Annotated in this window: 20 protein-coding genes and 1 pseudogene; 8 read left to right on the top strand and 13 right to left on the bottom strand. The window is 63.1% G+C overall.

Annotated elements, in window-relative coordinates; all coding sequences use genetic code 11:
• Positions 1-46 precede the first annotated feature (46 nt).
• A complete protein-coding gene (locus J1M86_RS14765) occupies positions 47-583 on the bottom strand; it encodes an ABATE domain-containing protein (RefSeq protein ID WP_206510443.1) in 537 nt (178 codons plus the stop codon).
• Between the two features lie 39 nt (positions 584-622).
• Here J1M86_RS14765 and J1M86_RS14770 point away from each other — a divergent pair, with 39 nt between their 5' ends.
• The gene (locus tag J1M86_RS14770) at positions 623-1,594 is read left to right on the top strand and encodes a DMT family transporter (RefSeq protein WP_307786646.1); all 972 of its coding nucleotides are present in this window, start codon (positions 623-625) and stop codon (positions 1,592-1,594) included.
• Between the two features lie 39 nt (positions 1,595-1,633).
• Positions 1,634-1,993 carry a VOC family protein gene (locus J1M86_RS14775; protein ID WP_206510445.1) on the top strand — a complete coding sequence of 120 codons (360 nt, stop codon included), beginning with the start codon at positions 1,634-1,636 and terminating at the stop codon, positions 1,991-1,993.
• A 63-nt stretch (positions 1,994-2,056) separates the two neighbouring features.
• Here J1M86_RS14775 and J1M86_RS14780 read toward each other — a convergent pair whose 3' ends face one another.
• The 6 genes from J1M86_RS14780 to J1M86_RS14805 all read right to left on the bottom strand — a co-directional run bounded on the left by J1M86_RS14780 (position 2,057) and on the right by J1M86_RS14805 (position 8,204).
• Complete coding sequence (locus J1M86_RS14780) at positions 2,057-2,539, bottom strand: SRPBCC domain-containing protein (protein WP_206510446.1); 483 nt, start codon at positions 2,537-2,539, stop codon at positions 2,057-2,059.
• Entirely contained in the window at positions 2,536-2,883 is a 348-nt protein-coding gene (locus J1M86_RS14785) for a helix-turn-helix transcriptional regulator (protein ID WP_206510447.1), read from the bottom strand. The genes J1M86_RS14780 and J1M86_RS14785 overlap by 4 nt, the downstream gene beginning before the upstream one ends.
• Before the next feature lie 48 nt (positions 2,884-2,931).
• Positions 2,932-4,164, bottom strand: a complete 1,233-nt coding sequence (locus J1M86_RS14790) for a DUF2786 domain-containing protein (RefSeq protein ID WP_206510448.1) — start codon at positions 4,162-4,164, stop codon at positions 2,932-2,934.
• 158 nt (positions 4,165-4,322) lie between these two features.
• Positions 4,323-5,873 carry an FAD-dependent oxidoreductase gene (locus J1M86_RS14795; protein WP_206510449.1) on the bottom strand — a complete coding sequence of 517 codons (1,551 nt, stop codon included), beginning with the start codon at positions 5,871-5,873 and terminating at the stop codon, positions 4,323-4,325.
• 61 nt (positions 5,874-5,934) lie between these two features.
• Complete coding sequence (locus tag J1M86_RS14800; protein WP_206510473.1) at positions 5,935-6,942, bottom strand: diiron oxygenase; 1,008 nt, start codon at positions 6,940-6,942, stop codon at positions 5,935-5,937.
• A 134-nt stretch (positions 6,943-7,076) separates the two neighbouring features.
• Positions 7,077-8,204, bottom strand: coding sequence for a hypothetical protein (locus J1M86_RS14805; RefSeq protein ID WP_241260092.1), 1,128 nt, complete (start codon positions 8,202-8,204; stop codon positions 7,077-7,079).
• A 113-nt stretch (positions 8,205-8,317) separates the two neighbouring features.
• On the opposite strand from J1M86_RS14805, the gene recC reads away from it, so the two are divergent.
• From recC to recD, 3 genes are read left to right on the top strand one after another with little or no spacing between them, the layout of a single operon-like run.
• A complete protein-coding gene (gene recC / locus J1M86_RS14810; RefSeq protein ID WP_206510475.1) occupies positions 8,318-11,587 on the top strand; it encodes an exodeoxyribonuclease V subunit gamma in 3,270 nt (1,089 codons plus the stop codon).
• On the top strand, positions 11,545-14,865 hold the full coding sequence (locus J1M86_RS14815) for a UvrD-helicase domain-containing protein (RefSeq protein WP_206510450.1): 3,321 nt from the start codon (positions 11,545-11,547) through the stop codon (positions 14,863-14,865). Before recC ends, J1M86_RS14815 begins: the two co-directional genes overlap by 43 nt.
• A complete protein-coding gene (gene recD / locus J1M86_RS14820) occupies positions 14,862-16,727 on the top strand; it encodes an exodeoxyribonuclease V subunit alpha (protein WP_206510451.1) in 1,866 nt (621 codons plus the stop codon). Before J1M86_RS14815 ends, recD begins: the two co-directional genes overlap by 4 nt.
• On the opposite strand, the gene J1M86_RS14825 is transcribed toward recD, so the two are convergent.
• Positions 16,689-17,507 (bottom strand): hypothetical protein, encoded by an 819-nt coding sequence (locus J1M86_RS14825; protein ID WP_139318203.1) that lies wholly within the window; start codon positions 17,505-17,507, stop codon positions 16,689-16,691. The two genes, recD and J1M86_RS14825, sit on opposite strands and share 39 nt — an antisense overlap.
• A gap of 147 nt (positions 17,508-17,654) precedes the next feature.
• Positions 17,655-18,929 (bottom strand): annotated as a pseudogene (locus J1M86_RS14830) (sulfite reductase subunit alpha); the annotation flags it as partial.
• Positions 18,930-19,156: 227 nt separating this feature from the next.
• On the opposite strand from J1M86_RS14830, the gene J1M86_RS14835 reads away from it, so the two are divergent.
• Positions 19,157-19,384, top strand: coding sequence for a DUF2510 domain-containing protein (locus J1M86_RS14835; RefSeq protein WP_206510452.1), 228 nt, complete (start codon positions 19,157-19,159; stop codon positions 19,382-19,384).
• Positions 19,385-19,402: 18 nt separating this feature from the next.
• Here J1M86_RS14835 and J1M86_RS14840 read toward each other — a convergent pair whose 3' ends face one another.
• A complete protein-coding gene (locus tag J1M86_RS14840) occupies positions 19,403-20,377 on the bottom strand; it encodes a GTP pyrophosphokinase family protein (RefSeq protein ID WP_206510453.1) in 975 nt (324 codons plus the stop codon).
• Positions 20,378-20,515: 138 nt separating this feature from the next.
• Between J1M86_RS14840 and J1M86_RS14845 the strand changes: the two genes are divergently transcribed.
• Positions 20,516-21,490, top strand: a complete 975-nt coding sequence (locus J1M86_RS14845) for a sigma-70 family RNA polymerase sigma factor (RefSeq protein WP_206510454.1) — start codon at positions 20,516-20,518, stop codon at positions 21,488-21,490.
• A 200-nt stretch (positions 21,491-21,690) separates the two neighbouring features.
• On the opposite strand, the gene J1M86_RS14850 is transcribed toward J1M86_RS14845, so the two are convergent.
• Positions 21,691-21,957 carry a hypothetical protein gene (locus J1M86_RS14850; RefSeq protein ID WP_206510455.1) on the bottom strand — a complete coding sequence of 89 codons (267 nt, stop codon included), beginning with the start codon at positions 21,955-21,957 and terminating at the stop codon, positions 21,691-21,693.
• A gap of 407 nt (positions 21,958-22,364) precedes the next feature.
• Between J1M86_RS14850 and J1M86_RS14855 the strand changes: the two genes are divergently transcribed.
• A complete protein-coding gene (locus tag J1M86_RS14855; protein ID WP_206510456.1) occupies positions 22,365-23,465 on the top strand; it encodes a hypothetical protein in 1,101 nt (366 codons plus the stop codon).
• Positions 23,466-23,533: 68 nt separating this feature from the next.
• On the opposite strand, the gene J1M86_RS14860 is transcribed toward J1M86_RS14855, so the two are convergent.
• Both J1M86_RS14860 and J1M86_RS14865 read right to left on the bottom strand, forming a co-directional pair.
• Complete coding sequence (locus J1M86_RS14860; protein ID WP_206510457.1) at positions 23,534-24,289, bottom strand: hypothetical protein; 756 nt, start codon at positions 24,287-24,289, stop codon at positions 23,534-23,536.
• Between the two features lie 502 nt (positions 24,290-24,791).
• A complete protein-coding gene (locus tag J1M86_RS14865) occupies positions 24,792-25,943 on the bottom strand; it encodes an alkaline phosphatase family protein (RefSeq protein ID WP_075839925.1) in 1,152 nt (383 codons plus the stop codon).
• Between the last annotated feature and the right edge of the window lie 498 nt (positions 25,944-26,441).

Raw genomic sequence — 26,441 nt, forward strand, 5'->3', positions numbered from 1 at the left:
CGATGCAGCGCACAGCGCCGATCGCCAATCCCCTTGGACAGTCCCCTTATCGGCGTTCGACTTTTCGCGCCCGGTACGCCGCGACGGCAGTTCGGTTGCCGCAGGCGGTGCTGCAGAACCGACGCGAGCGATTGCGCGAGAGATCGAGCACGATGCCCGAGCAATCGGCCGCGCAGATGTTCAATCGTGAGAACTCGTCGGTCCTGATGACATCGATCATCGCCATCGCTGTCTCGACGGCTATGCGGTCGGCGAGCGGACGGTCGTCCTCGACTGCATGCAGGTGCCAGTCGGTATCGCCGTGCCGGACGAGTCTCGGCAGGGCGTGAGCGTCCGCCAAGATCGTGTTGACGAGCTGCACGGCCGAGTCGCGGTCGCTGGTGAGCAGGCGCCGTAGCAGCGGACGGAGGCCTCGAACGGCCTCGAGTTCTGTGCGATCGCCGTCGAAACGACCTGTGTAGCGATGTTCGTCGAAGAACGCCGCCAGGTCTTCCGGTGTGGTGAGGGAGTCCGGTTCCTCTGCCGAGTTGACCAGGGCTACGGCCGCGAACAACACCTCTTCGGTGTCATCGGTGAAAACCATATTGACACCTTACCCAATTCGACTCTAGTGTCATTAGCCGTGCCTACGTTGACTAATGACATCGCTGCTGGGAAGCCTTCGCGCGTCGCGTCGGGGCTCGCTCTCGCTGCGGTGTCCGCCGTATCGTTCGGCCTCTCCGGGCCACTCGCGAAGAGCCTTCTCGACGCGGGCTGGACGGCCGGTGCGGCAGTGACGGCCAGAATTTTCATTGCCGGCGCGGTGCTCGTCGTGCCCGGGGTCATTGCCCTGCGGGGGCGGTGGTCTTTGCTCACCCGCAACATCAGGGTGATTGCCGCCTACGGCATCTTCGCGGTTGCCGGTTGTCAGCTGGCGTTCTTCAATGCCGTCGGGTACATGCCGGTGGGTGTGGCTTTGTTGATCGAGTTCACCTCACCGATCGTGGTAATCGGTTGGATGTGGTTTCGGCACGGACAAGTCCCGACGGTCATGACATTTTTGGGAGCGGTGGTCGCTGCGGCCGGGTTGGTTCTCGTCCTCGATCTCGTCTCCGGTGCCTCGATCGATCCGGTCGGTGTCCTCTGGGCGCTCGGTGCGATGGCCGGTGCGGCCGTGTACTGGATCATCTCAGCCGACGAGAGCAACGGCCTGCCGCCGCTCACTCTCGCTGCGGCCGGTTTGTTGAGCGGTGGGGTGATTCTGGTGGTGGCGGGTGCCGTTGGCATCGTCCCGTTCGGGGTGAGCGCCACCGATGTGGTGCTCGCCGACGTGTCCGTGCCGTGGTGGCTGCCGATCCTCGGCCTCGGCGTGGTGACGGCCGCGTTGGCGTACGTGTTCGGCATCGCCGCCGGCAGGAGGCTGGGGTCCAGGCTGGCCTCGTTCGTCGGTCTCACCGAAGTGCTCGCAGCCTTGGTCTTCGCGTGGCTGCTGCTCGGTGAAGCGCCCCGATCCGTGCAGATTGCGGGCGGTGCGTTGATTCTGGCGGGAGTTGTCATCGTGAAGCTGGGGGAGCCGCGATGGGCGCCTTCGGCGCATGTGAGTGAAAATGCATAGCAGGACAAGTATTTCCGCTCACATAGGTAGGGTTCGGGGATGACTCACAACGAGCACCATCGACTGAATTACGTCGAACTGACGGTCACGGATCTGCCCGCTGCCGAGGCCTTCTACACCGCTGCGTTCGGGTGGGAGTTCAACCATTACGGCCCCGAGTACTCGGGTATCAAGGGCAGCGACGGCGATGAGGTCGGAGGCTTGGCGCGCGGCACCGAATCTCGTCCGGTGGGTGGCCCCTTTGTGTTGCTGTACTCCGAGAATCTCGACGCGTCGGTGGACGCGGTGACCGCTGCGGGTGGATCGGTGGTGAACGGACCGTACGAGTTTCCCGGCGGTCGTCGTTTCCATTTCACCGACCCGAGTGGAAACGAACTGGGAGTCTGGGCGTCGTCGTAGTGCGCGAGTTCGCTGGCAATGTGCGCGTGGTGGTTGCAGGTACCCACCACGCGCACACCGGTGTCAGCGCAGTAGGTCGTCGATCTGGCTCATGGCCTCCTTCATGCCTTCCTCCATGCCCATGTCGATCATCTTCTGCATCTGCTCTGCGCTCTCGAATTTGGACGTCGTAGTCATCCTGGTGCGCCCGCCGATGTCCTCGATGGTGACGACGGCTCTGGTGATACCCATCGAAGCGACCGGTTCCCCGTTGTCGTCTGCGAAACCGTCGTCGAACGACAGGGTCGTGGGCGCGTCGATAGATGTCAAAAGCCACCAACCACGAGCCTTTTCGCCATCGGGGCCAACCATGTAGTAGCTGGCCTTGCCGCCGGGTGTGAAGTCGAACGATTCGAAGGTTGCGGGCCACGTCGGTGGTCCCCACCACCTTTCGAGCTGACGCGGATCAGCCCATATCTGCCACACGCGTTCGACTTTCGCGTCGAACTCGGCGACGATCGTGAAGCTCAGTTCCTCGGCGTTTTGTTGTGTACTCATGACAGTCATGAGGGGTCTCCTTCGTCTTCGGCGAGAATGTCGGCGATTCGATCGACGCGCTGTCGCCAGATCGTTTCGTATTCGGCCAGCAGCTTTCGTGCTCTTTCGATGCCCAGCAGATGAATTCGCACGATCTGCTCCCGTCCGCGCTTCTCCTTCTTCACGACCGAAGCGCGCTCCAAAATCGCAACGTGCTTCTGCACTGCTGCGAAACTCATGGAGTAGTGCGCAGCAAGACCAGACACCGAGTGTTCTCCGGTGAGTACTCGCGACACGATGTCGCGTCGGGTGGTGTCCGCGAACGCCTGGAAAAGGCGGTCGAGGTCTGCGTCGCTGACTTCATCTACAACCATTTGGTTGTAGATTACGACCCGTCACGGGTGGAGTCAAGGTCCGCACAGTCACTCCTCGAGTTTTTCTCGGCCCCCGGTGATGTCCGCGTGATCGGCGGCTCTCCTTCCCAGTTCGACACCATGGCGGTCCGAGACGGAGGTTTTCGTGGAGCGAAGATTGGGATACATCTCGTCGAACACCGAGGCGACCGCTCTGTCGCGCTCGGCAAGGATCGGCACCAAGGACGAGCCGTACTGCTCTCCCGCCGAACGATCGGCACGAACCCGTGCCTCGGCAAGACGTTCTCGGATCCGCCAGGCAAAGCCGAAGAGAAACGCTCGACGGAACCCCCGGGAACGGGCCCGGGCATCGGTGCCGGCGTGCTCGAGGGCCCGCCCGGATTGGACGAGCAATGACGTATAGAGCAGTTCACACAGATCGAGGTCCACGGGCATTCCTGTGATGCTGATCAGTCCGAGCTTTCGGTAGCGCACCGCCTTTGCACCGTTGTTGACGGCAACGCTGATCAACAACTGCATCTTCGCATCGGCATACGGGTTTTCGACCACGAACCGTCTGGTCACCACCATGGAATCGAGTGGCGATCCATCAGCGGCATCGACCACCGCATGGTCGATTGCGTAGCGCGTCATCAATTCTTGGGCCTTGGCGGAGAACGCGTCGGATTCCTCGGCGAAGGTCGACGATTCGGCTTTCGCGAGCAACCCGCGAATCTTGTTCAGAATTTTGGCGTCCGCTCGATGCGATGAAGGAGCCGGCCGCTCGGAGGTCCACAATGAGGGCGGAGGGGCGATGACCGCCATCGACGGCAGGAACCTGAACTGAACCAGCAGGCGGAACAACGAGAGCCAGAATCCTCGGGCATCGACTCTGGAGGCTCGGCGGTAGTGAGCGAGATCCGTACTCGGATCGATTCCGAGTTCGAGTAACTGATCTCGCCATTCCGCAGGAGCAGTGGACAGCGCAAGGGTGTGCCGGGAATGAGATCCGAGCATGGCCTTCATCATCGCGACATTCGGCTTGGTCATTCTCCGCTTGATCACGTGAATCAATTCGACAGGCTGCCAACCACGCTCGAACGTATCGGTCAACACAGCATCTGCGTACGTGACGCAGCGGCCGTCCAATCCCATCGACGACCGGCTCGCCTCGAGCTCGACTATGTGGTCGACGAATCTCGTCAGTGCTGCGTTCGATGTCCGTGGGTCGGCCGCCAAAGCCATGCCGGATGCCATCAGCGTCTCTGTGTCGACCGCGCGATTCAATGCGTGAACGTTCATGTTTCCCCTCGTCGAGTACGGTCCGGCGTCCAGTGAGGGGGTCCTGGTTCCGGTGTCCCAGACGTTGTATCAACGGGGTCCGACACGTTCGCGAACGCACCAGCGCCTATGTGAGCGGAAATCCATAGCCTGCTATGGATTTCCGCTCACATAGGGGATCAAGCTCTGCGGCGCCGCCACGGCCGGAGCGGCTTCGGGCCGATCTCGATATCCGGCAGCCGGCCGGAGTTGAAATCGTCGACCAGCGCGAGCACCGTGCCCTGCGCGCACGACTTGTTGGTCCCGATGAATCCCGACGGTCCGCGCTTGATCCACCCCGTCACGTAGGTACCGCGGAAGACATCGCCGTCGGGGACGTCCAGGACTCGTCCGTCTCGGTTGGGGATGACACCCCGTCGCTCATCGAAGGGCACGCCCGGTAGCGCCACTCCGCGATAGCCGATCGAGGTCAGCACCAACCCCGCCTCGACGATTTCCTTCTCGCCGGTGGCGGCACTGCGGACCGTGCCGTCGACATCGGTTTCGAGCGCCATTCGATCGAACTCGACGCCGGTGAGCTGTGTATCGCCCAGTACGCGGGTGGGGGAAAGCAGATACCGCAGCACGATGCGTTTGTGATCGTTGGCTGCGGCACCGTCGACGCGTCGCAGCAACCGAAGCTTCTGCGCAACGGCGTGGGGGAGATCGTCCGCTTCGGCGAGGGCGGCCGTCGCTGTATCGAGCATGATCTCGTCCCGATGCAGTGTCACGTCCACGCCCGGCGTTTCGAGAAGCCCGGCGAACTCGGGAACGGTGAAGGCCGATTGCGCGACACCGCGACGCCCGACGACGACAACTTCCTCGATGTTGGATTCGCGGAGGGCCTGAAGGACGTGAGTCGGCACATTCGTCCCGACCAGCCGCTCAGGATCGATCGTCAGGATGCGGGCGACATCGAGGGCGACGTTTCCGTTGCCGATGACAACGGCCCTCTTGTGCGACAGGTCGTACCGCCGGTGCGAGTGATCGGGGTGGCCGTTGTACCAGGCTACGAAATCGGTGGCCGACGTCCGCCCTGGCAGGTCGGCGCCCGGAACGGCGAGTTCACGGTCCTTCGACGCCCCCACCGCGTAGATGACGGCGTGGTGATCGACGAGCAGATCCTCGTGGGTGATGTCCTTGCCGACCTCGACGCCCAGGTGGAATTCGAAACCGGGCTGCGCGGCGATCTGGTCGAACAACCGAGAGACCTGCCGCGTCTTCTCGTGGTCGGGTGCAACGCCGAGTCGCGCCAGCCCGTGAGGCTGGGGAAGGCGGTCGTAGACGTCGACGTGCACGCCCGGCTGCGTGAGCAGTTCGTCTGCGGCGTACATCGCCGATGGCCCGGACCCGACGATCGCGACTCGAAGCGGTTGACGCTCTTTGGTGACGGTGGGTGCCGGGGACACTGGGGCAAGTAGAGGTCGCGGCGGGCGTTCCTGCTTGTAGAAGTCAGCGTTGATCGTCAGGAACGGGAGCTGCGCGTCGGTCAGCTTCGCCTTCGGAACGATGGCATCGACCGGACACGCCGAAACACACGCGCCGCAGTCGACGCAGGACGTCGGGTCGATGTGCAGCATCTCCGCCGTCAGGAAGTCGGGCTCGTCGGGTGTCGGATGTATGCAGTTGACGGGACATGCGAACACGCACGACGCGTCGCTGCAACATGACTGGGTGACAACGTGGGGCATGAGACGTTCCTGACGGCGGGCGCTGCTGTGAAGAGAACTGGCGCTGTGAGTGGAGAAGGATTCAGGCGGCGAACTGGCTGGAGCTGCGATCCGGTTCGCTACGGAAGCGTGAAGCCTTGCCGTCGATACCGCACACCTTCCACATGAGCTTCGCGGCCCGGTTCATCATGCCGGTGTCGGTGGCGAGCATCCGCACGTCGCCGAAGTAGTCCTGCAGAGCATGCTGTGATGCCTCGGTGCCCCAGAAAAGGTCGTCCTTGACCTGCTTCGGGATGTCGAACTTCTGCCAGAACTTCTTCGGTGGGATCACGATGACATCGCAGAGGATGCGCATGGTGATGGGGAAGGCCAGGGACAGAAAGAAGCGGCCGATTTTCGACATCTTGGGGACCCGGCGACGCAGTAGCTGGTGTGCGAAGGAAATGTGCCGCGCCTCCTCGGCGACGTGAATGGCCATCACGCCTTCCATGATCGGATGAATCTCTTCGCCCGATCGCAGAATCGACTTCTGAATGTGGTCGATAGGCTCTTCACCGGCGAGAACACCCACGAAGAACAACTCAGGAAGAATCGTCGCGAACAGCGGAAGAATCGGCGAAACCATCCGCATGGGACGGTTCATGCCGGGGGCGTCCGGATCGACCCGGTTGACCATCTCTTGGAACATCAGCGTGTGGTTGCACTCTTCGATCGACTCGTGAGTGCAGTAGCGGGCCTCGGCCGAGCCGTTGGGAAGCGAAAAGACATACTGCATCATTCCGCGGATGAGGATGTTCTCGAACTGCAGTCCGACCTTGGCGACATTCGCCTGGCGCCACATGCCGATCGCGATCTGCTGATCCTCGGGGAGCGCCTGGTACCAGGGGTGTCCGCCGAGCGGGTCGGTCTTCGCCGGCAGGATCCAGCGGCGATCGCCCGGGGGCACCGCGTACTCGGCCGACTCCCAGTCGATATCGAGGTACGGATCGAAGTGCTTGTGCACCGATCCCTCGGACAACAGCTGCAGAGCCTCGTTGTACTGCTCGGTCTCCGCGTCGGTGTCGATCGAGCGAGCCTTGGTTGCTGACATCGAAGTCATCGCTTCTCCCTACGTGGTGCGAACATCTAGTTAATGTAACTCGAAGTATCAGCAAAGGGAAGCTACTACAAACTTCTATTTCCGATCACGTTGGACAGTCAGGGTTGCAGACTGCCTAGCGCAGGTCAGAACGATTCCGATGGGTCCTCGGCACCGAACGGCTCTGCGAGCGTGACTCCCTCGAGTACCGCGCGACGCAGCGATGCCGGCACCTCGAGCGAGTCGTCGTTTCGCACGAGAACACCTTGTTCCTGAAGGCTGCGAATCCTGAAGTCGATCAACTGAGCAGTCCTGAGATCCTCGTCTTTCAGCCCGTCGTAATTCTCCTCGGCACCATTTTCTGGGGCATTGTCCAGCGGCAAATCCTCGGTCATCGCGGCAAGAAGTGTTTGCACCGCGAACGTATTGGCCAGCGACATCGAGATGTCCACATCACCCGCAGTCAACTGATGACGAATGCTCTGCGTCAACACGCTGCGCATCACCGCTGTCGATCGCGCCGAGAAACTGCCGGACTCGGGTCCGGGCCGAACCTGCTCGCCGTCGAAGTCGAGGATGTCCGCAGCCAGAGCCGTGGCCCATCGGTCGAGCGCGATGATGCTCTGTGGCGTCGGGTCCGCATCGGCGTCCGATTCGGACAATGCATGCGCCAACGCAGGAATCTCTGTCGCCGGCCTACCCGAGCCCACCTCGTCGAGCAGGCCGTCCAGGCCGGCCATCAGCGGCAGCGCCGACAGCGCCGCCGATTCGTCTGCGTCGGAGACCTCGGGCAACTCGACGTCCTCGGGATCGAGTACATCGGGATCGTTGTAGATGAAATCGGTCAGGTCTTCCATACAGTGGGCAAAATCCTCGTCGGTGCCCGTCCACGTGTCCGTCTCGTCGAGGAAGGTGAGAAATTCGACGAGCGTGACGATGATGTTGGTCGCTGCCGCCGCTCCGTTTTCCTCGTCGGAATCCTCGATGCGCTCAGCCGCGTCGACGATGAAGTGCGCGTCGTTCGGGGTCCACGAGGTCACCGAGAAATCCGGGTTGGCGCGGTCGACCTGGACGAGTGTGGTGCGCACGAGCCCGACAACACGTTCGGCGTGATCTGCCATCTCACGATCCGCCAGCCACTGCTCGAACTCTTCGAGCAGTCCCGTCGGGAACACATGCAGGCGGGAGCCCGACGACGGTTCCCGACGCCGCTGCCGCGCTTTCGTTTTCGCCGCGCGCTTCTGTCCCCGACTTGCCGGTCCCTTGGATCCCATGAACACGAGCGTATCGGTACAACAGTGAGACGGTTCCTCACACGCGATGAAGTGTCGGAACGCTCGAGTAGGGTTTCAGACGTTCGCAGGGCAGACGAAGGGAATCGGTGAAGGTGCTGAGGGTTCACCGCGCGACACGCGCGAACGTGCTGGCCTCGAGCCTGGCCCGCGTCTTGGCGACGCCGCTGGCTGATCCGTTCGAAGCCGAAATCATCTCGGTACCTGCTCGGGGAGTGGAGAGGTGGTTGACGCAACGCCTGTCGATGTCACTCGGGTCCGACCGCGGCGATGGAATTGCTGCGAATATCGAATTCCCCTCGCCAACAACACTTGTAGAGCGTTCGCTGGCAGCGGTGGAGGGGGTTCCGGCGGAGGAGGACCCGTGGTCCCGCGGGCGTCTGCTGTGGACGACGCTGGCAGTCATCGACGAGTCGATGAACCAATCCTGGTGTTCCGTCATCGGGGCCCACCTCGGGCACGGCCGCGATGAGCACCGTGCTGGCCGGCGTTGGTCGACCGCGGCGCATCTGACCGATCTGTTCCGCGGATACTGCGCCGATCGCCCGTCGATGATCGCGGACTGGTCGAGCGGTGTCTACAGCGACGGGCTCGGCGGTTCGCTGCCGCAGGATCTGCGATGGCAGGCGGAGTTGTGGCGATCGGTGCGCACCCGAATCGGATCTCCCAGCCCCGCTGAACGCCTCGGCGACAGCTGCGCTGCGCTCGGGGGGAGTCCAGAACTGCTCGACCTACCCGAGCGGCTGTCCATTTTCGGTGCCACCCGCATGACAACCGACCAACTTCAGGTCGTGGCCGCGCTCGCACGACATCGCGAGGTCCACCTCTGGATCCCACATCCCAGTGCAAAGATGTGGGATCGCTTGTCGGAGCGCCCGGCTCCCGTTCGTCGGCGCGAGGACATTGCTGCCGCCACCCTCGATCATCCTTTGCTGGCGAGTCTCGCCCGAGATGTGCGCGAACTCCAGGCACGCATTCTCCGATTGGGTGCGGGCGTGCAGCAGACGGTCGAGGCCGAGGACCCCAGCCCGCCGACACTGCTGGGGCGCCTGCAATCGGATATTTCCGAGAACAGGACGCCCACCCTGTCGACCGAATCGGACAGCAGCATCGCAGTGCACGCATGTCACGGCGCGGCGCGACAGGTCGAAGTCCTACGGGAATGCTTGCTGCACGTGTTCGACGAGGACACGTCCTTGGAACCGCGCGACGTACTCGTCATGTGCCCCGATGTCGAGACATATGCGCCGCTCGTGCGGGCCACATTCGGTCAGCGAGGGCTGGGTCACCCCGGACACGAGTTGCGGGTGCGCTTGGCTGATCGTGGGCTTCGCCGCACCAATCCTCTGCTCGACATCGTGGCGACCGTCCTGGAACTCGCCGTCGGTCGGATCACCGCCAGTCAAGTTCTCGATCTCGCGGCCTCGGCTCCGCTCCGATCCAAGTTCGGCTTCACCGAGGATGATCTGGAGCGACTGCGCGAGTGGATTCAACTCTCCGGTGCGAGGTGGGGAATCAATTCACGGCAACGGGGACGGTTCGGTTTGGGGGAGTTCGCGCAGAACACCTTCAACTTCGCGCTGGACCGCCTGTTGCTGGGTGTGGCCGCGGACGAATCCGAGCACGAGTGGCTCGATCTCGCGCTACCGCTGGACGACGTCGACGGCAATGACATCGATCTCACTGGTCGGTTGGCGGAATTTCTCGACCGGCTCGCGGTGGTTGTACGCGACTTACAGGGCCCCCAGACAACTACTCGGTGGCGAGAGGCGCTCGTGCGGGCACTCGACCTGCTGACCGCCACGAGCGAAGCGGATGCGTGGCAACGCGGACAGGCGCTACGTGAACTCGAGGAGGCGACCAGAGGCGGGGAGGACACCGAACTTCGGTTGGCGGACGTGCGAGCGATGCTGACACATGCCCTGGCAGGGCGACCGTCGCGCGCGAACTTTCGGACAGGGGAGCTGACGGTATGCACCATGGTCCCGATGCGTTCGGTACCGCACCGTGTGGTCGTTCTTCTCGGGTTGGACGACGAGATGTTCCCTCGCACGGGCAGTGAGGACGGAGACAACGTCTCGGGCCGCGACCCCGCAGTAGGGGAGCGGGATGTGCGGAGCGAGGACAGGCAACTGCTGCTCGACGCCGTCATGTCAGCCGGTGAGAAGCTGCTGCTGTTCTATACCGGTGCGGATCCGGTGACGGGTACCGTCAAACCGCCGGCCATCCCGCTGAGCGAGCTGCTCGACGTCGTGCGCACAACCTGTGGCCGCGACATCGTCGTGCGGCATCCTTTGCAGCCCTTCGATGCTCGCAACTTTCGACCCGACGCGCCGTTGAGCTACGACCGCGCCGCGCTGGACGGTGCCAGAGCTGTCGAGCGCGAACCGGTATCGCCGCCGAGTTTCCTCGCTGCTCCGCTGCCGGAGCGCAACACCGGCGATATCGAGTTGAACGATCTGATCGCGTTCGTCGAACACCCGATGGCAGCACTGTTGAAACAGCGACTCGGCGTTCGAATCCCGGAGATCGGTGACGATGTCTCGGACGCACTACCCGTCGAACTGGACGGCCTGCAGAAGTGGGACATCGGCGACCGCATGCTGGCCGAAAGACTCGGAGGTACCTCCCTCGCGGACTTTCGGGCCGCCGAATGGCGACGCGGCACGCTGCCACCGTTCGCGCTCGGAGAGCTTCAGTTGCAGGACATCACCAGAGCTGTGGACGCCCTGGTCGAGGTTTCGAGCGATGTCCATGCGGGCCAGGCGGATGTGCTCGATATCTCGATCGCACTGAATTCGGGTCGACGAATCACCGGCACCGTCACCGGCGTTCACGGCGGCACCATCGCGCGCACGTCGTATTCGCGTCTGGCGCCGAAACATCGCCTGGCGGCATGGGTTCGGCTACTTGCCGCCCAGGTACAGGACGGAACGCGCACGTGGCAGGCCGTCACCACCGGACGCGGCCCGGGTCGCCGGGCCGCGTGGCGTTCGGTTATCACAGCGCCGGCCGACGCCCTCGAGCAACTCGAATCGTTGGTCGGACTGCGGGACCTCGGCTTGTCCGAGGTGCTGTCGGTAGGGCCGACCGCTACGGCGACCTACGCGGACCGCCGGTTCCGTGGCGCTCCCGAGGCGGACGCGTTGGACGCCGCGGAACGGCAATGGTCCGACAAATTCGGCGACGCCACCGACCGCAGCATCGTCTACCTGTACGGAAACAACGCGTCCTTCTCGGCTGTGCTCGGTACCCCGTATCGCGCGAGCCATCCTCGATGGGGTGACGAAACGACGTTGTTCGGTGCGCTCGCACGGCAGCTGTGGACACCGCTGCTCGACGCGGAGACGGAGGGGCAACCGTGACCGCTTTCGACCTTCTCGGCCCGCTGCCGACGGGAACGACGGTGCTCGAAGCGAGCGCGGGAACTGGAAAGACCTATGCCATCGTGGGACTCGCGACGCGCTACGTGGCCGAGGGACACGCCGACATCTCCGAGCTTCTGCTCGTCACGTTCTCTCGGGCAGCAACGCAGGAGTTGCGTGAACGCACACGAAACAGGTTCGCCGAAGTGGCGGCGGCGCTCGGTGCCGTCGACGCCTCGCACTCTTCGGATCCGTTGATCCGGCATCTGGCCGATGCCCCCACCGTCGAGGTTGCGGCCCGCCGTCTACGTCTGGTTCGCGCGCTCTCGGAATTCGACTCGGGAACGATCGCGACCACACACAGCTTCTGTCAACGCATGCTCGCGGGTCTCGGCATCGCAGGCGAACGCGAGCCCGAAACCACTCTCGTCGAGGCGGTCGACGACCTCACGAACGAGGTCGTCGACGATATCTACCTGCGGCGCTACGGCAGAGCGGAACAACCGCCGCCGATTTCGCCGGCCGACGCAGGTCAGCTCGCGCGTGAAGCGGTGCGCGATCGGCAGGCGCGACTCGTCCCCGAACCCGACGAGGACACCGAGGCTGGACACCGGGTCATTTTCGCCGCGGAAGCGCGCACCGAGGTGCGCACACGAAAGCAAGCGCGGGGCATCAGAGACTTCGACGATCTGCTGACACTGCTGCACGGAGTGCTCGTCGATCCGGCTCGCGGCGATGCCGCAAGCGCCCGTATCCGCGCACGCTTCCGGGTGGTTCTCGTGGACGAGTTCCAAGACACGGATCCGCTGCAGTGGGAGATTCTCGGACGGGCATTTCACGGATTTTCGACGTTGTTGCTGGTCGGCGATCCCAAACAAGCGATCTACGCCTTCCGCGGTGCAGAGGTGCTCAGCTACCTCGACGCGGTCGGACTTGCTGATCATCACCTCGAGCTCGCGACCAATTGGCGTAGCGACGCCGGCCTGTTGAGTGCACTCGAAACCCTTTACGAGGGTGCAGCACTCGGGCATGAGAATATCGTGGCCCATCGCGTCGGCTCCACCCACGCCGATTCACGTATGTCGAATGTGGCGCCGCTCCGCATTCGCTGCCTACCGCGAACCGGGGCAGGTCCACTGGGCAAGTCCGGCTTCCCTACCGTCGGGGCGTTGCGAGACAAGGTGGCCGACGACCTCGCCAACGATATCGTCGACCTACTCGAATCCGGAACCGAGTTGGATCTGCCCGGTCGCGGCGGTGTCGTCACATCCGGCGATATCGCCGTCCTGGTGCGCACCCGCGCCCAGATCGCACTGGTGCGAGCTGCGCTCGATCGAAGCGGTGTTCCCTCTGTACTGGCCGGCGGTTCGAGTGTGTTCGAGACGCCGAGCGCACTGCACTGGCTGTGGTTTCTGCAAGCGCTCGAGCAACCGCACCGCGCGGACCGTGTGCGCCTGGCCGCATTGACGCCTTTGCTCGGATGGACTGCCACTGAACTCGACGAACGAGGTGACGATGCGCTCGCGCAGGTGAGTACGCGGCTGCGAGAGTACGGAGTGCTGTTCGCGCAGGCCGGTTTCGCAGCGGTATTCGAGAAGGTATCGACCGAGACTCGACTCGCCGCACGGCTGTTGGGTTACCGTTCAGGCGAGCGCGAGTTGACCGATCTGCGCCACCTCGCTCAGCTGCTCAACCGGGCTGCGGTGGAGTTGTCGCTCGGACCCAGCGCGCTGACTCGATGGCTCGCCGACCGCATCGACGACCCGGCGTCGGGCAGCGTGACGGATCGGAGTCGACGACTCGACAGCGACGCCGCTGCAGTGCAGATCGCAACCGTGCATGCCAGCAAGGGGCTCGAATTCCCCGTCGTATACATCCCATACGGGTGGGACGCCGCGAAGAACCCCTACCCCAGCACGCTGCTGCTGCACGACGAGGATGACAAACGTGTTCTCGATGTCGGTGGGCGCACCGGACGGGGCTATGCCGCACGCAAGGTGATCAGGGACAAGGAGGAGGCAGGGGAGGAGTTGCGCCTGCTCTATGTCGCGCTGACACGAGCGCAATGTCAGGTCGTCCTGTGGTGGGCGCCCTCGTTCTCGACCGCCGCGTCACCGCTGCACCGATTGATCTTCGCGAGAACGCCGGGCGCAGCTCAACCCGAAGAGAAGGCACGAGTCCCCGACGACGCCGCGGCCGCTCGGGCATTCGAATCCTGGGCAACACCCGCCGGAAACACGATCTCCATCGAGTACGTCACTGCCGTGACTCCGCGTTTGCTCACCGACGGCGCCGACCGCGCCACAACGGAGTTGGACGCCGCGACATTCTCTCGTTCGCTCGACATGCTGTGGCGTCGAACTTCCTACTCAGCTCTGACTGCGTCTGCCCACGACGCTCCAGGAGTGAGCAGCGAACCGGAGCGGCCGGAGAAGGACGACGAGCCGGAGGAGGCGCCTCCGATCGAGGACGAGTTGGACGGGATCGCGTCACCGATGAACGGGCTACCTGCGGGGGCAGCGTTCGGAACTCTCGTACACGAGGTGCTCGAACATCTCGACACATCAGCCGAGGACCTCGAGGCGGAGCTGCTCGCCAAGTGTGCCGATGGGATAGAAGAACGCCTCGCTGACATCGAGCCGCAGGTATTGGCCGACGCACTACTGCCGGTGCTGCGCACGCCACTCGGTTTCGGGACACTCGCGGAGGTGTCGCCAGTCGATCGTCTCGCCGAACTGGACTTCGAGCTGCCCCTGGCCGGTGGTGAGCGGCCGATCGGGGAGACAGTCACGTTGCGCGGTATCGCGGACCTGATGCGCCGCCACCTGCCTGTCGGCGATGTACTGCGTCCGTACGCGGACCAGCTCGACCATCTCGAGACACAACCGCTTCGCGGGTACCTCACCGGCAGCATCGACTCTGTGATCCGTGTCCACGACGGTGGACCGCGTTACGTCATAGTCGATTACAAGACCAACAGGCTCTCCAGAGGTGATCTCACCGTCATGCATTTCACCCGCGAACGGATGGCCAAGGAGATGCTTCGATCGCACTACCCGTTGCAGGCGTTGCTGTATGCAGTTGCCCTGCATCGTTATCTGCGGTGGCGTCAGGCCGACTACGATCCGGAGCGGCATCTCGGCGGAGTGCAGTATCACTTCGTGCGCGGCATGGTCGGCCCCGAGACCCCGACGGGGTGCGGTGTGTTCGATTGGCATCCGCCGGCGGCGCTGATCGCAGACGTCTCCGACCTACTCGCGGGAATCGAGGCGTCGTGATCGATGCGCAACTCGTGCAGCGAGCTCGCGGGCGGCTCCGCGCATTCAACGAAGCGGGAATTCTCGCGGCCGCCGATGTCCACGTTGCCCTCAGGCTCGGAGTGCTCGGCGGAGACGACTCCGAGGACGTGCTGCTTGCTGCCGCGCTCGCTGTCCGAGCGGTCAGATCTGGATCGGTGTGCCTCGATCTGCGCCGGCTGCGCGAGGTTACGGTCGACGAGGAATCCGATGTCGACGTCGATGCGCTACCGTGGCCCGAATTGGGTGAGGTTCTCTCTGCTCTGCGGGCCAGCCCGCTGGTCACCGGTGGAGATCGCGGTCCCCTCAAACCCCTTCGACTGGTCGACACAGACGAGGGCGAGCTGCTGTATCTCGACCGATACTATTTGCAGGAGAGGATGATTCGGAACGTCCTCGACAGCCGCGAACTCACGGCCCCGCACGTGGACACCGAACAGGTCACGACGCTGCTGAACCAGCTGTTCGTCGATGGCTCGGGCAATCCAGCGGTGGCCCCGGACCGCCAACGCGTGGCCGCGGCATTGGCGGCGACACAGTGGACGGCAGTGATCGCCGGCGGACCGGGCACGGGAAAGACACACACCGTCGCGCGCATACTGGCACTGTTCGTGCATCAGATGGGACCCTCGATCCGCATCGGACTGGCGGCGCCCACCGGCAAAGCAGCTGCGCGGCTACAGGAATCGGTCACCGAGCAATCCGCCGAGCTCGGACTTCCCGACGGCATCACCGCGATGACCGTGCACCGACTGCTCGGGTGGCAACGCGGCAGCAAGAGTCGGTTTCGGCACAACGCGTCGAACCGGCTTCCGTACGACGTCATCGTCGTCGACGAGACATCGATGGTGTCGTTGACCATGATGTGCCGACTGCTCGAGGCTGTTCGCGCGGACACTCGGTTGATACTCGTCGGCGACCCGGATCAGCTGACATCGGTCGACGCCGGGGCGGTTCTCGCGGATCTCGTGGCCCGACCTGTCCGTGGCACCGCGAACCCTGTCCTCGCCGAACTCATCACCACCGACCTGCACGCGCTGGACGACCCGAACGAAGCCGCACTGTCCGAGCGCGAACGTTCGCGACTGGCAGGCGGGGTAGTGCGTCTGAGCCGGGGCAGACGGTTCGGGGGCGCTATCGCAGAACTGGCGATCGCGGTTCGCGACGGGCATGCCGATCGCGTCATGGACCTGCTGCACGGTGATCACCCCGAACTGTCTTTCCATGCACCGTCGGACCTCGACTCCCTTCGCGCCGATATCGTCGCGACAGCGCAGCAGGTGACGGCGGCCGCACAAGCGGGACGCGCGGCCGAGGCCCTCGCCGGCCTGGAATCACACCGGTTGCTGTGCGCGCACCGGCAGGGCCCGTTCGGGGTACAGGACTGGGCGCGACGGGCCATGGAATGGGTCGCCGAGGCGTCGGGCAGCCCGCTCGATCCGGCCCACTGGTACGCGGGCCAACCTCTGCTGCTCACTGCCAACGACCACGAAGCTCGGATCTACAACGGTGATACCGGCGTTGTCATCGATACCGGCGACGGCGCTCTCATGGCCGCGTTCCAGCGCGGCCATGAGCCCTTGCTGGTGCACCCGACCGTGCTGTCGTCGGTACAGACTGTGTACGCCATGACTATCCACCGCAGTCAGGGAAGCCAGTACGACACGGTATCGGTGATGCTCCCGGCAGAGGCTTCGTCACTGCTCACGCGTGAACTTCTCTATACGGCTATCACGCGTGCTCGACGCCACGTTCGCATCATCGGAACGGAGGAGTCGGTACGGGCCGGCGTCGGCCGCCAGGTGCTACGAGCCAGTGGACTTCGCCGGACGATCTTGAGCTGACGACAATCGCGGGGTGACCGACGCTCGGTGCAGACTGTTCGCGGTGTCCGTCCACGACCGTCCCTGGCGTCTCCAGACGCGAGATGCGGCCTGATCCGCGGACCGTTCCGCTCGCGCGAAGCAGCTTCTCGCATGCTCATGCGCCGACTCGTACAACTCGTGCAGGTCAGCCTCACCGCACACCGCGCGCACGGTCGTCGAGTCGACGCGGGCCCCCAACACCTCGCAAAAGGCATGGAGCGAGCGCAGCGGCACCGGTAGCGCTGCGATATCTCGGGAGTCGGTTCGCGGCTCGTCGTCGTACGACAGGGCGGCCGGCCCGCTCGAGTCCGAGCCCATGTCGACGGCCCATGCACTCAGAAAGGATGGGTGCGGCACGTTCCACACTTCACGGAACGTCGCCACGGCGGTGGTTGCGAACAGGGCTGCTTCGTCTCGAACGCCGTCGAGCGCAAAGTCCATGACGGTTCCGTCTGCGGTGGGTTTTCCAGGTTCCGACCAGCCCAGGCCGTGCAGCCTACGGTCGGCAGACTCGATGTCCGGGCTACTCGGGTAGAGGTACGAGGGCAGGGATGCAACGCCGATCAGCTGATCGACGTCCACGGCAACCAAGTCGACGTATGGACGTTGGCCTCGCTGACCCGGCGTTGCCTGCGCGGACGTGATCGTGACGTACGATCCCGCCGGCATCGAGGCGACGTAGCTCGCGAGGTTCCCCTCGAAACGAGACCACGCGCGCGCGAGGACTACATCGAAGCCGCCTTGCCGTCCTGCACTCACACGCGCTCCTTCGTCGATCACGACCGTGTACTCGGAAGTTCTGCAGATCGAAAGATAGCGGGTGGGTCCGACAAAGTTGGTGAGGCACACGCGCCACGTCGCCGAGATTGCGAGGCCACCAAGCGCTGACCAGCTCCTATCGTCGGATCAGTAGACGTCGCGCAGATAGCGCTTGGAGCTCTTGAGCTCGGCTACGTAATCCTCGGCTTGTCCGTCGGTCAGTCCGCCATGCTCGACGACGATCTCGCGCAGAGCTGAGTCGACATCCTTCCCCATGTCCATACCACCGCAGACATAGAAATGAGCACCCTCCTCGAGCCAGCTGTAGAGCTCCTTGCCGTTTTCTCGCATTCGGTGTTGGACGTAGATCTTCTCGGACTGATCACGGGAAAATGCAAGGTCGAGGCGGGTGAGTATCCCCGCATGCGAAAAGGACCGCAGTTCGTCCTCGTAGATGAAGTCGCTGCCGCGATGCTGGTCGCCGAAGAACAACCAGTTGCGCCCCGAAGCTCCACGTGCGCGGCGATCGTGCAGGAACGCGCGGAAGGGAGCGACTCCGGTTCCAGGCCCGACCATGATGACCGGCGCGGCATCGTCCGTCGGGAGTCGGAAAGACTTGTTCGCTGTCAGGAACACCCCTGCCGTCTCGCCCTCGGTCAACCGATCGGCGAGAAAAGTGGAACACACTCCGCCGCGATCTCGCTCCGCCGAGCGATACCGAACACTGGCGACCGTCAGATCAACCGTGCCCTGATGGGTGAGAGGCGACGAGGAGATCGAGTAGACGCGGTGCTGTAGCGGACGTAGCAGTCCCAGTAGCTCGACGGGATCCAACGCAAGCGAGCCGTCGATAGCCAACACGTCGAGAACATCTTTACCCCAAGCCCAGGCGTGGAGCGTCGCACGGTCGTCGGCCTCGAGGACGCTTCTGAGCTCGGCATCGCCGGTCCGAGCAGCGACGGCCTCGATGAGGTCCACCGAAGGTACCCCGATTTCGTACGAATGCGTCAACAACTCGTCGAGGCGGTTCTGCGAGTTCTTGACGGTGATCGTGGTGTCCGGCCCGACGCCCAACCTGCCGATCAGCGCGTCGACCAACTCTGGGTTATTGACCGGTTTGACGCCCAGCCCGTCGCCCGCCTGGTATTCGATACCGCTGTCGCCGAGCGACAAGGAATAGTGCCTGACCTCCTTGTCGGATTCCGGACCGGACAGCAGATTGTTGGCCAGCACGATTGCGCGATAGGGGTTCTTTCGGTTCCACGGTGACCGGGTGGACGCTGCCTTGACGGGCTTGACCGGCACGTCAGAGGCGGAATCGGCGCCATCGGCCGTTCGAGTTGTCTCCTGCGCCTGCTCTCGCGTAATGATGTCGCATCCCGCCTTGCCTACGTCGAAGATGGTTTCCGCCGATGCCATGACCGCGAAGTATAAGCGCTCCGCCTGGCTGCCCTGGTTCACATCGACGCACTGGTATTGCGCGCTGACGATCTTCGGTAGTGGTCACAGAAAAAACACTCAGTCGCGCAGAAGTTGTACAAACCTCGAGCGGGCGGGTAGTAGATCCAGTGAATACAACGTGTGTTCGACGTACATTTGGCCCCCGGTTGTTTATCGTTCGATCTGTTCACCGGTTGGGGGAGCGGGCTGTGGAAGCGATTCAAATCGTGGTGATCGCACTGGTGGCGGTGGCATCGTGCGCCATTGTCGCCGGGTTCGTTGCCATGCTCGTCAGCAGCGAACGACGAGATCTCGGCCGAGATGACGAGTACGGAATAGCTCCGGGCTGGTACCCCGACGCGCAGGACAAGACACTGCTGCGCTACTTCGACGGACGTATTCCGACGCGGGAGACAGCTCGACGCGAACTGACGTGATCAGGTTGGGACAGGCGGTCAACGACGTTGTCGTCGAGATCGCTTCGATGGGGGCTGTGAGGACAGGTGGTAGTACAGGGCGCTGTCGGTGTCCTCGACCACCACCTGCACGACATCCCCGACCTCGAGGTAATCGTCGACCGCGATGCGGTCCTTCGCGCCGATCACAGCTTTGACCGAGCGCGCCGGAATCAAGCCACGTCGTCCGTCCGGACCGACGGCCAGCGCGTACCGTGGCCCGGTTCGCGTGACTCTGGCCGAAATGATCTCCGAATCCCGCGGGACCGGGCTCGGATCGGCGGCGACATTGTTCGATACCGCGGTCTGCGAGTCCAGTTGCGCCGCGAGATCGTCCGCCATCGCATCGACCTGCAGGAGCAGCTCCGCCATCTGCCGGGCGTACTCGTCGTGCGCCTTCGTCGGCTTCAGCGCCTCACCTGGCTTGTACATGTCCTCGTGGGTCAGCTCACCCCACGCATCCTGCAACCTGGTCTTGACCTGAACCTCGACCTTGACGTCGAGATCGCCCTGATGCGTCGCGACCCGAACCAGCAGTACGGCGTGATACGCCCGATAGCCGCTGGGCTTGGGGTACGCAACGTAATCCATCGGATCCTTGGCGAACCTGACCGAGCATTCCGGATCGCGGCAGGCCCGCTCCAGCGCATCGACGAATGCGTGCTGGTCGCGCGGGCTCTTGCACAGCACCTTGATGCCGATGAGGTCGCCGAGTGCGTCGACGACATCGTCGATGGTCTTCGGCTCCGGGATGCGGCCCTCGGACACCTTGCGCTTGATCTTGTCCGCAGCGCGTACGGGGTCCTTGAGGCGCGCTGTCTGCGCGGTGAGACGGTCGCGGTCGACGTTGTCGAGGATCTCGTCCGCGATGGTTTCGAGAAAATTCTGGGCAGTTACCAACGCGGCCAGCCACGCACGTCTGCGTTGTGCGTAGGCCTCGTCGACGAGATCGTCGATGCTGGTCGCCGATGTCACCGGTCGTGCCTCCGATCGAAAACTCCGCCTGGTTCTTTGCCACCGAAGGCTAGCGCAGCGGCATCGACAGAGGTGTGGCACGTTTGCCTCGCTCAACCACCGCGCACCTGTCGGTGTCCGGGATTATCGTGTGCAATCATGACGGCCACGGTTGCAGACGGCGACGCATTCGTTTCGCAGTTCGACGCGTATCGGCGGGAGCTTCTCGCTCACTGTTATCGCATGACGGGGGCCATCCACGACGCGGAGGATCTCGTTCAAGAGACGTACATTCGTGCGTGGCGCGGCTACGGCAAGTTCGAGGGCCGCTCGTCGATGCGGACTTGGTTGTACCGCATCGCTACCAACACATGCCTGACCGCGCTGGAGAACAAGGCCAAGCGGCCGCTGCCCACCGGACTCGGTGCGCCGAGTTCGGATCCCTCCGACGAACTCGTCGAACGGCAGGAGATCCCGTGGCTAGAACCTATTGCCGATTCCGAGCTGGCCGACTCCGCTGACCCGGCCGCCATCGTCGTCAGTCGTGAATCGATTCGACTGGCGTTCGTCGCCGCACTGCAGCACCTCTCCTCCCGGCAGCGGGCCGCGCTCCTGATGCGTGAAGTGTTGCAGTGGAAGGCCTCCGAAGTGGCCGAAGCGCTGGCCACGACCACCACCGCTGTCAACAGTCTTCTCCAGAGGGCGCGAGCGCAACTGGATGAGGTCATGCCGTCGGAAGCTGACGTTGTCGAACCGATGGCTGCCGAAACGAAGGAGCTCTTGCGTAACTACGTCGACTGCTTCGAGCGCTACGACATCGATCAGTTGGTGCAGCTGTTCACGCAGGACGCGATTTGGGAAATGCCTCCGTTCGAGGGTTGGTACCGGGGCGGCGAGAACATCGGAATGCTCATTCGGGGCAATTGCCCGGCCAGCCAGGCCGACGACATGCGCATGGTGGCAACTTCGGCGAACGGTCAGCCTGCATTCGGTTTGTACATGCGAAACGACGCTGGAGTGCACGTGGCATTCCAACTGCACGTAGTGAATGCCACCACGCGGGGTGTATCGCATGTGGCGTGCTTCTTCGACCTTCGTCTGTTCGAGCGGTTCGGATTGCCGGAACGGCTCTAGCGCGCATTCGTAATATCGCGGGTTCTCCTGTGGCGGATCGGCGGGTGCTGGTGTGACCTGTCGATGGTCTCGGCTAGTTAGACACCGCTGCGTCGGAGAATTCATCGCCGAGCGTCGCCCGCTGAGACGACAAGACCCCGAAGTCGACTCAGGTCGCTTTCGGGGTCTTGCGGCAAATCCAAGGAGGGGGTGTGACTTTCCTAGCGGGTTGCCGATGCGATTCGTGCAAGCATGCGAGAGATGACGGAGCCGTCGGATCCGAGGCTGTCGAACGTGGCCGGCGTCGTCTTCTCACCGGTGTCACCTGTGGCGGCAGCCAGCGTGCGTGCAAGTTCGCTTCGACGCTCGATAGCGCCGAGAATGTCGGAGTCCAGAGCAACGATCTGCTCGTGAAGCTGGTCGAGCTGTACATCCTGCGTGTCTGCTTCGTCGGCGCTGATGGCGAGCGAATCGATCTGCAAAGTCACGTCATCTCCTTTTGTTCGCGTCCTGAGGAGTGAGTCGTTTCGCTTCTCAGAACTGTTACACGGTCGCTCTGTGTGTCAACGCTGTGTCGTGGCTACTACCAACATGCCCACTCCGAGGGCCTGGGCCAACCACATCTAGGTGTGATGCTGCCAACAATCGTGATCGAACCGTTGCGTGCTCGAAACCTGCAATTGACCGGTTTCGGCGATCATCGCACCTCATCCCACACTTGTACTTCGGAGCCGAGGCGATTGCGTACTGCTCGAGCAGCGAAAGATTGTCAGGTGCACGTCCGGGGTAGTCCATGCGTGTTGCCCAGGTCGGGGGTTACCCTCGCTCGAGGTCCTGCCACAGGCTCGGCGTGATTCTGGAACAGTGGACGGTGAGATACGGCCGAGGAGCTGGCATGCCTGATCAGATCGAAATCGGTAGTGAACGCGAGCGCGTCGAAGGGCGTGTGCGTCGGTGGTGCGATCGCGCTCGTCTGGATGGGCGACGGCCACTGCTGTCCGACGCCGCCGCGATCGCCATCGCGGCAGGCAGGATCGACGAAACCACGCACACGGTGCTGGCGGCGAGGCGTCGCGTGGGCAAGTCGATGCCGTCGATCGGTGGGTACAGCACCGTTCGTGTCTTGACTGACGAACGGCAGCGGTGGTTGACCAAGGACACGAGAAACAAGCCTGGCTCGGCCCTCGTCTACAAACTGAGAGCTGCGGAACTGGGCAAGCGTCTCGACCATTTGCGCACGGCGTTCGTGGTCTCGCCCAAGCACTATGCGAACGGCGTTCGCGCGGTGCGCCGCGAACGGCGGGAGGGGCTGCACTTGGATCTCGATCAGCGCGACGCACTCTTCGACGCACTTGCTCATACTCCGGTGCCGAGGCAACATACAGCGAACATCGTCGAGCGCGCAGGACTGTCGATTCTCGACACCGCCGCCGACCGCGTCGCCGAAGCCTCGAGAAGCACGCGATTCGAAGAATTAGGAAATCGTGCGTCGACCCTGATGTTGGATCTCGCCGATCAAAGGGACGACGCGTTCGGTGACCGCTACGAGACGATCCTTTTCGTTGCCGGCTCGTCGGTCGATCGGGTTCACGCATCGCCTGCGTGGCGGTCCGAGCATTTCCTGGTGCAGCGGACCCAACTCGATCTCACCGACGAACTGACCCAGGTTGCCGTCGATGTGAATTCACTGCGCGCTATCGACTACGAACTAGATGGGGTTGCCGCGATGATGTTCGACGCTGCCACCCGTGCACAGGTGGCAAGTCGACGTGCTGCATTGGATTCGGTATGGACGCAGCTGATCGACCGCGTTGCAGCGCTCGTGCGTGTGGACGAACTCGTCCATCGTGCGGAGGGAGAGCTCCGCACGATGGACGTCATACACAAGGCCCACAGCCTCGACGACAGGATCGACGCACTTGTAGCGCGGGCAGGCAATCGTGAAATATCCGCCGACAACACCAATTTCGTCGGTGACCAGCTGCGACATCAGTAGCGATCGCAGCAGAAGGCGCCTTGGCCGCACTCGACCGGCAAGGTGCTCCCGTGGACTTCAGTGGCGCTTCATGCGTTGTCGAGGAAGCCGACGGTGCGCAGCGCGAGTTGGAGTGCACAGACGACGCGGTCCCACGGCAGCGCTTCGATCTCGCCCTCCTCGACAGCCTCAGGTTCTCCGCGAAGTCGTGCGTCGCGGGCGTAGTCGCGCCACGCGGTCGCCTGCTCTGCGCAGAACTTCGCGTAGCGGACGATGGCGTCACGGTCGGCGCCGCACACCGCAACGATGTCTGTGGGGTCCAGGCCGCCACCGGACTCGGCGTCGACCTCGAGCAGTCGCATGAGCTGCGGCGGAACATCGTCTTCTCCGTCGATGTGAATCGATTCGTCCCACACGGAGGGGTCGTCTGGTGCCGCGACGGTCCCTCCGACGTTCTCAGCGAACGAATCGTCGACTCCGGAAACGAAGGTCGACAATCGTTGGAGTCCGTTGATCACATGCTGCGGTATGAACGGGCACGCGTCCACGGTGATCGTCGCGTGTATCCGATCTTCGACCAGGAGAAGTTTGACCTGCGGGTACTGCCTGTTCAGATCCGCCACAACCACCGCGGCGCGGGTACGCCCTGCGATCCGCTCCACTACACAGGTGTGCAGCCGAATCTCCTCGACGCTCGCGATGTGCACGTAGACGGTGGCCGTATCGATAGTCAGACAGAAGCCATCGCGCGAATGCGCCTTCTCGACAACCTCGAAGGAGTTCTGCAGGAGACAATCGACTGCTGCCACGAGCTCCGTGCTATCTGCGGCAACGCGAGGCGTCACGAAATCACCTGCCGACATACGCGTTTCGACTCCGGGTGACCTCGCGTCTCCACAAGTGAGAAAAGACGGATGCGGAACATCCCAGATACCTCGCACCGCGCTCACGATGGTCGCCGCGAATCGATCCACCCAGGCGACTGGTTCTTCGAGGGTATGGATCGATTCGGCAGCCGAGCTACGCCACGGTGAGGGCGCAGACTGCAGACCGGAAGCCGCGCACATCACAGTTCCGTTGCTCGTCGTAGTGAGAAGCATCCTCTGAGCCCTCGAGCCCTCCGGCACGAATGAGGGGTGAAGCGAAAAGCCGGTATCGACTGGGTTGGTGGCGAGGCGATCCGCGAGCTGACGGGTGAACCGCCGCCAGTCTTCGTCGATTGAATCGTCGATACCTGGAACGTTCCTGTCCGGACCATCGAAATTCGACATATTTCTCCCCGATTCCCCTGCACTCCCGAATGCGAACGAGAGGAAAGCTAGCGCGGGGCACCGACAGAGTGGTCGGCTACGACTGGTGCGGTCGAATGACGCATGCCGGAACCAGCAACTCCGCAGAGGTCAGTGACCCGTGATGGCCGATCAGCGTCGCGGCTATCGACTCTGCACGGCTTCGAACAACCGCGGATCCATCGTTGGCAAGTGCGAGCAGATCACCGATCCTTCCGCTCGCCGCCGACGACACCGTCGGCCCGAACCAGCCGCGCGAAATCGCCTCATCTTTGGTGACGATCGTGAAGTGGCTTCCGAGGGTTCGTTGCCAGGACGACTGCACGTCGTGAACGGCACCGTCATCGGTGTAGAGGAAACGCATTCGCGGCTCGCCCCCGAGCACCCGCACTCCCTCTCTGAGTTCCGGAAGCATGTCGTAGTCGAACCGTCGTTCCACCTCCACCATGCCGTGGTCCGAAACGACTATCAGAGCTCCATCGTGCGGCAGTTCCGAGGCGATCGTTCTTGCAATGTGGTCGACGTTGCGGAGTTCGAGCCGCCAGGCCGGCGAGTTCGGGCCGCGGACGTGGCCGATCAGGTCCAGGTCGCCGTAGTAGGAGTAGATCAGTGTGGGGCCGTCAGCTGCCAAACCGCTGATGGTTTCAGTAGCGAGGTCTGCCGCCGACCAGGACTGTTGGAAGGCAGCGCCGCGTAGACACGCACGGGTGAGACCAGACCCATTCTGAATCGCAGGCCCGACGTGCATCATGCGAACCCCAGCGTCGCGTGCACGTTCGAATGCGGTCGGAATCGGCTGAAATCGTTCCGGAACCAGTTCCTCGGGTAGGTCATGCGGATTGGCCGAGCTCTGCAGCTTCCACTGCAGACTGTTCATCAGGCCAGGATGTCCGGGTATCGAGACCTGGTAGCCGACGACTCCGTGTTGTCCGGGAGGCAAGCCCGTTCCGACAGAACTGAGGCTCGTCGCTGTGGTCGTGGGGAATCCTGCGGTAATCGCCGCCCTGTGCAGATTCAAAAACGGAGCTTCTTGCGGGTGTGCGGCGAGTTGTTCGGCGCCGAGTCCGTCCACCATTAGAAGGCAGACCCGCCGAACCCCGTCCAGATCGAATCCGAGTCGGTCGGTCTCCGCGTCCACCCCGAGGCGCGCAAGCAAGGACGGAACAACATCGGCCAGTGATCCGGAGCCATAGCGTGGAGAAAGCAGCATGGCTTCACCGTAGGGGGTGAACACGAACGGCGCATAGGCCGTTGTTAACTATCGCGACGCGATGACCAGGCGATTTGCGGAAGAGTTCTTCTTGGCGTAACTTTTGTCGAGTCAGAGCGACACGGACACCGACCCAAGCCGCAAGGCGCGGGACACGAGGTTGGACGAAGATCGATCTGGCAGCCCCGATGGAGACGCGTGAGCGTTGATCTCGGGCACCGAGCATCAAGCCCCGGAGGCGTAGCGAACAGCTGCGGCGATGGTGTGTGCGTGTTCTTTGAGAACTCAACAGTGTGTCGATGAATGTCAGTGCCGAATGTTTTTGGTGCTCATGCCTTTTGGGGTGTGGGTGCGACATCTTCTTGCTTCATTGCCTTTGTGGTGTGGGGTGGGAGGGTTTTGTTTTAATGCTAGTTGAGTTTTTTTGCTAGTGATTTGGCTCTTTTGTCTATGACTGATTTGTGGTTTCGACCATTGATCGAGAGTCTTTTACGGAGA

The sequence above is a fragment of the Rhodococcus sp. KRD197 genome (genome assembly GCF_017168235.1).
GTDB lineage: Bacteria > Actinomycetota > Actinomycetes > Mycobacteriales > Mycobacteriaceae > Rhodococcoides.

Coding starts and splice junctions, on each gene's coding strand:
- J1M86_RS14845 (WP_206510454.1), top strand. CDS start 20,516: ATGACGGCCACGGTTGCAGACGGCGACGCATTCGTTTCGCAGTTCGAC.
- J1M86_RS14785 (WP_206510447.1), bottom strand. CDS start 2,883: ATGGTTGTAGATGAAGTCAGCGACGCAGACCTCGACCGCCTTTTCCAG.
- J1M86_RS14805 (WP_241260092.1), bottom strand. CDS start 8,204: ATGGGATCCAAGGGACCGGCAAGTCGGGGACAGAAGCGCGCGGCGAAA.
- J1M86_RS14790 (WP_206510448.1), bottom strand. CDS start 4,164: ATGAACGTTCACGCATTGAATCGCGCGGTCGACACAGAGACGCTGATG.
- J1M86_RS14800 (WP_206510473.1), bottom strand. CDS start 6,942: ATGTCAGCAACCAAGGCTCGCTCGATCGACACCGACGCGGAGACCGAG.
- J1M86_RS14775 (WP_206510445.1), top strand. CDS start 1,634: ATGACTCACAACGAGCACCATCGACTGAATTACGTCGAACTGACGGTC.
- J1M86_RS14765 (WP_206510443.1), bottom strand. CDS start 583: ATGGTTTTCACCGATGACACCGAAGAGGTGTTGTTCGCGGCCGTAGCC.
- J1M86_RS14795 (WP_206510449.1), bottom strand. CDS start 5,873: ATGCCCCACGTTGTCACCCAGTCATGTTGCAGCGACGCGTCGTGCGTG.
- J1M86_RS14855 (WP_206510456.1), top strand. CDS start 22,365: ATGCCTGATCAGATCGAAATCGGTAGTGAACGCGAGCGCGTCGAAGGG.
- J1M86_RS14865 (WP_075839925.1), bottom strand. CDS start 25,943: ATGCTGCTTTCTCCACGCTATGGCTCCGGATCACTGGCCGATGTTGTT.
- J1M86_RS14780 (WP_206510446.1), bottom strand. CDS start 2,539: ATGACTGTCATGAGTACACAACAAAACGCCGAGGAACTGAGCTTCACG.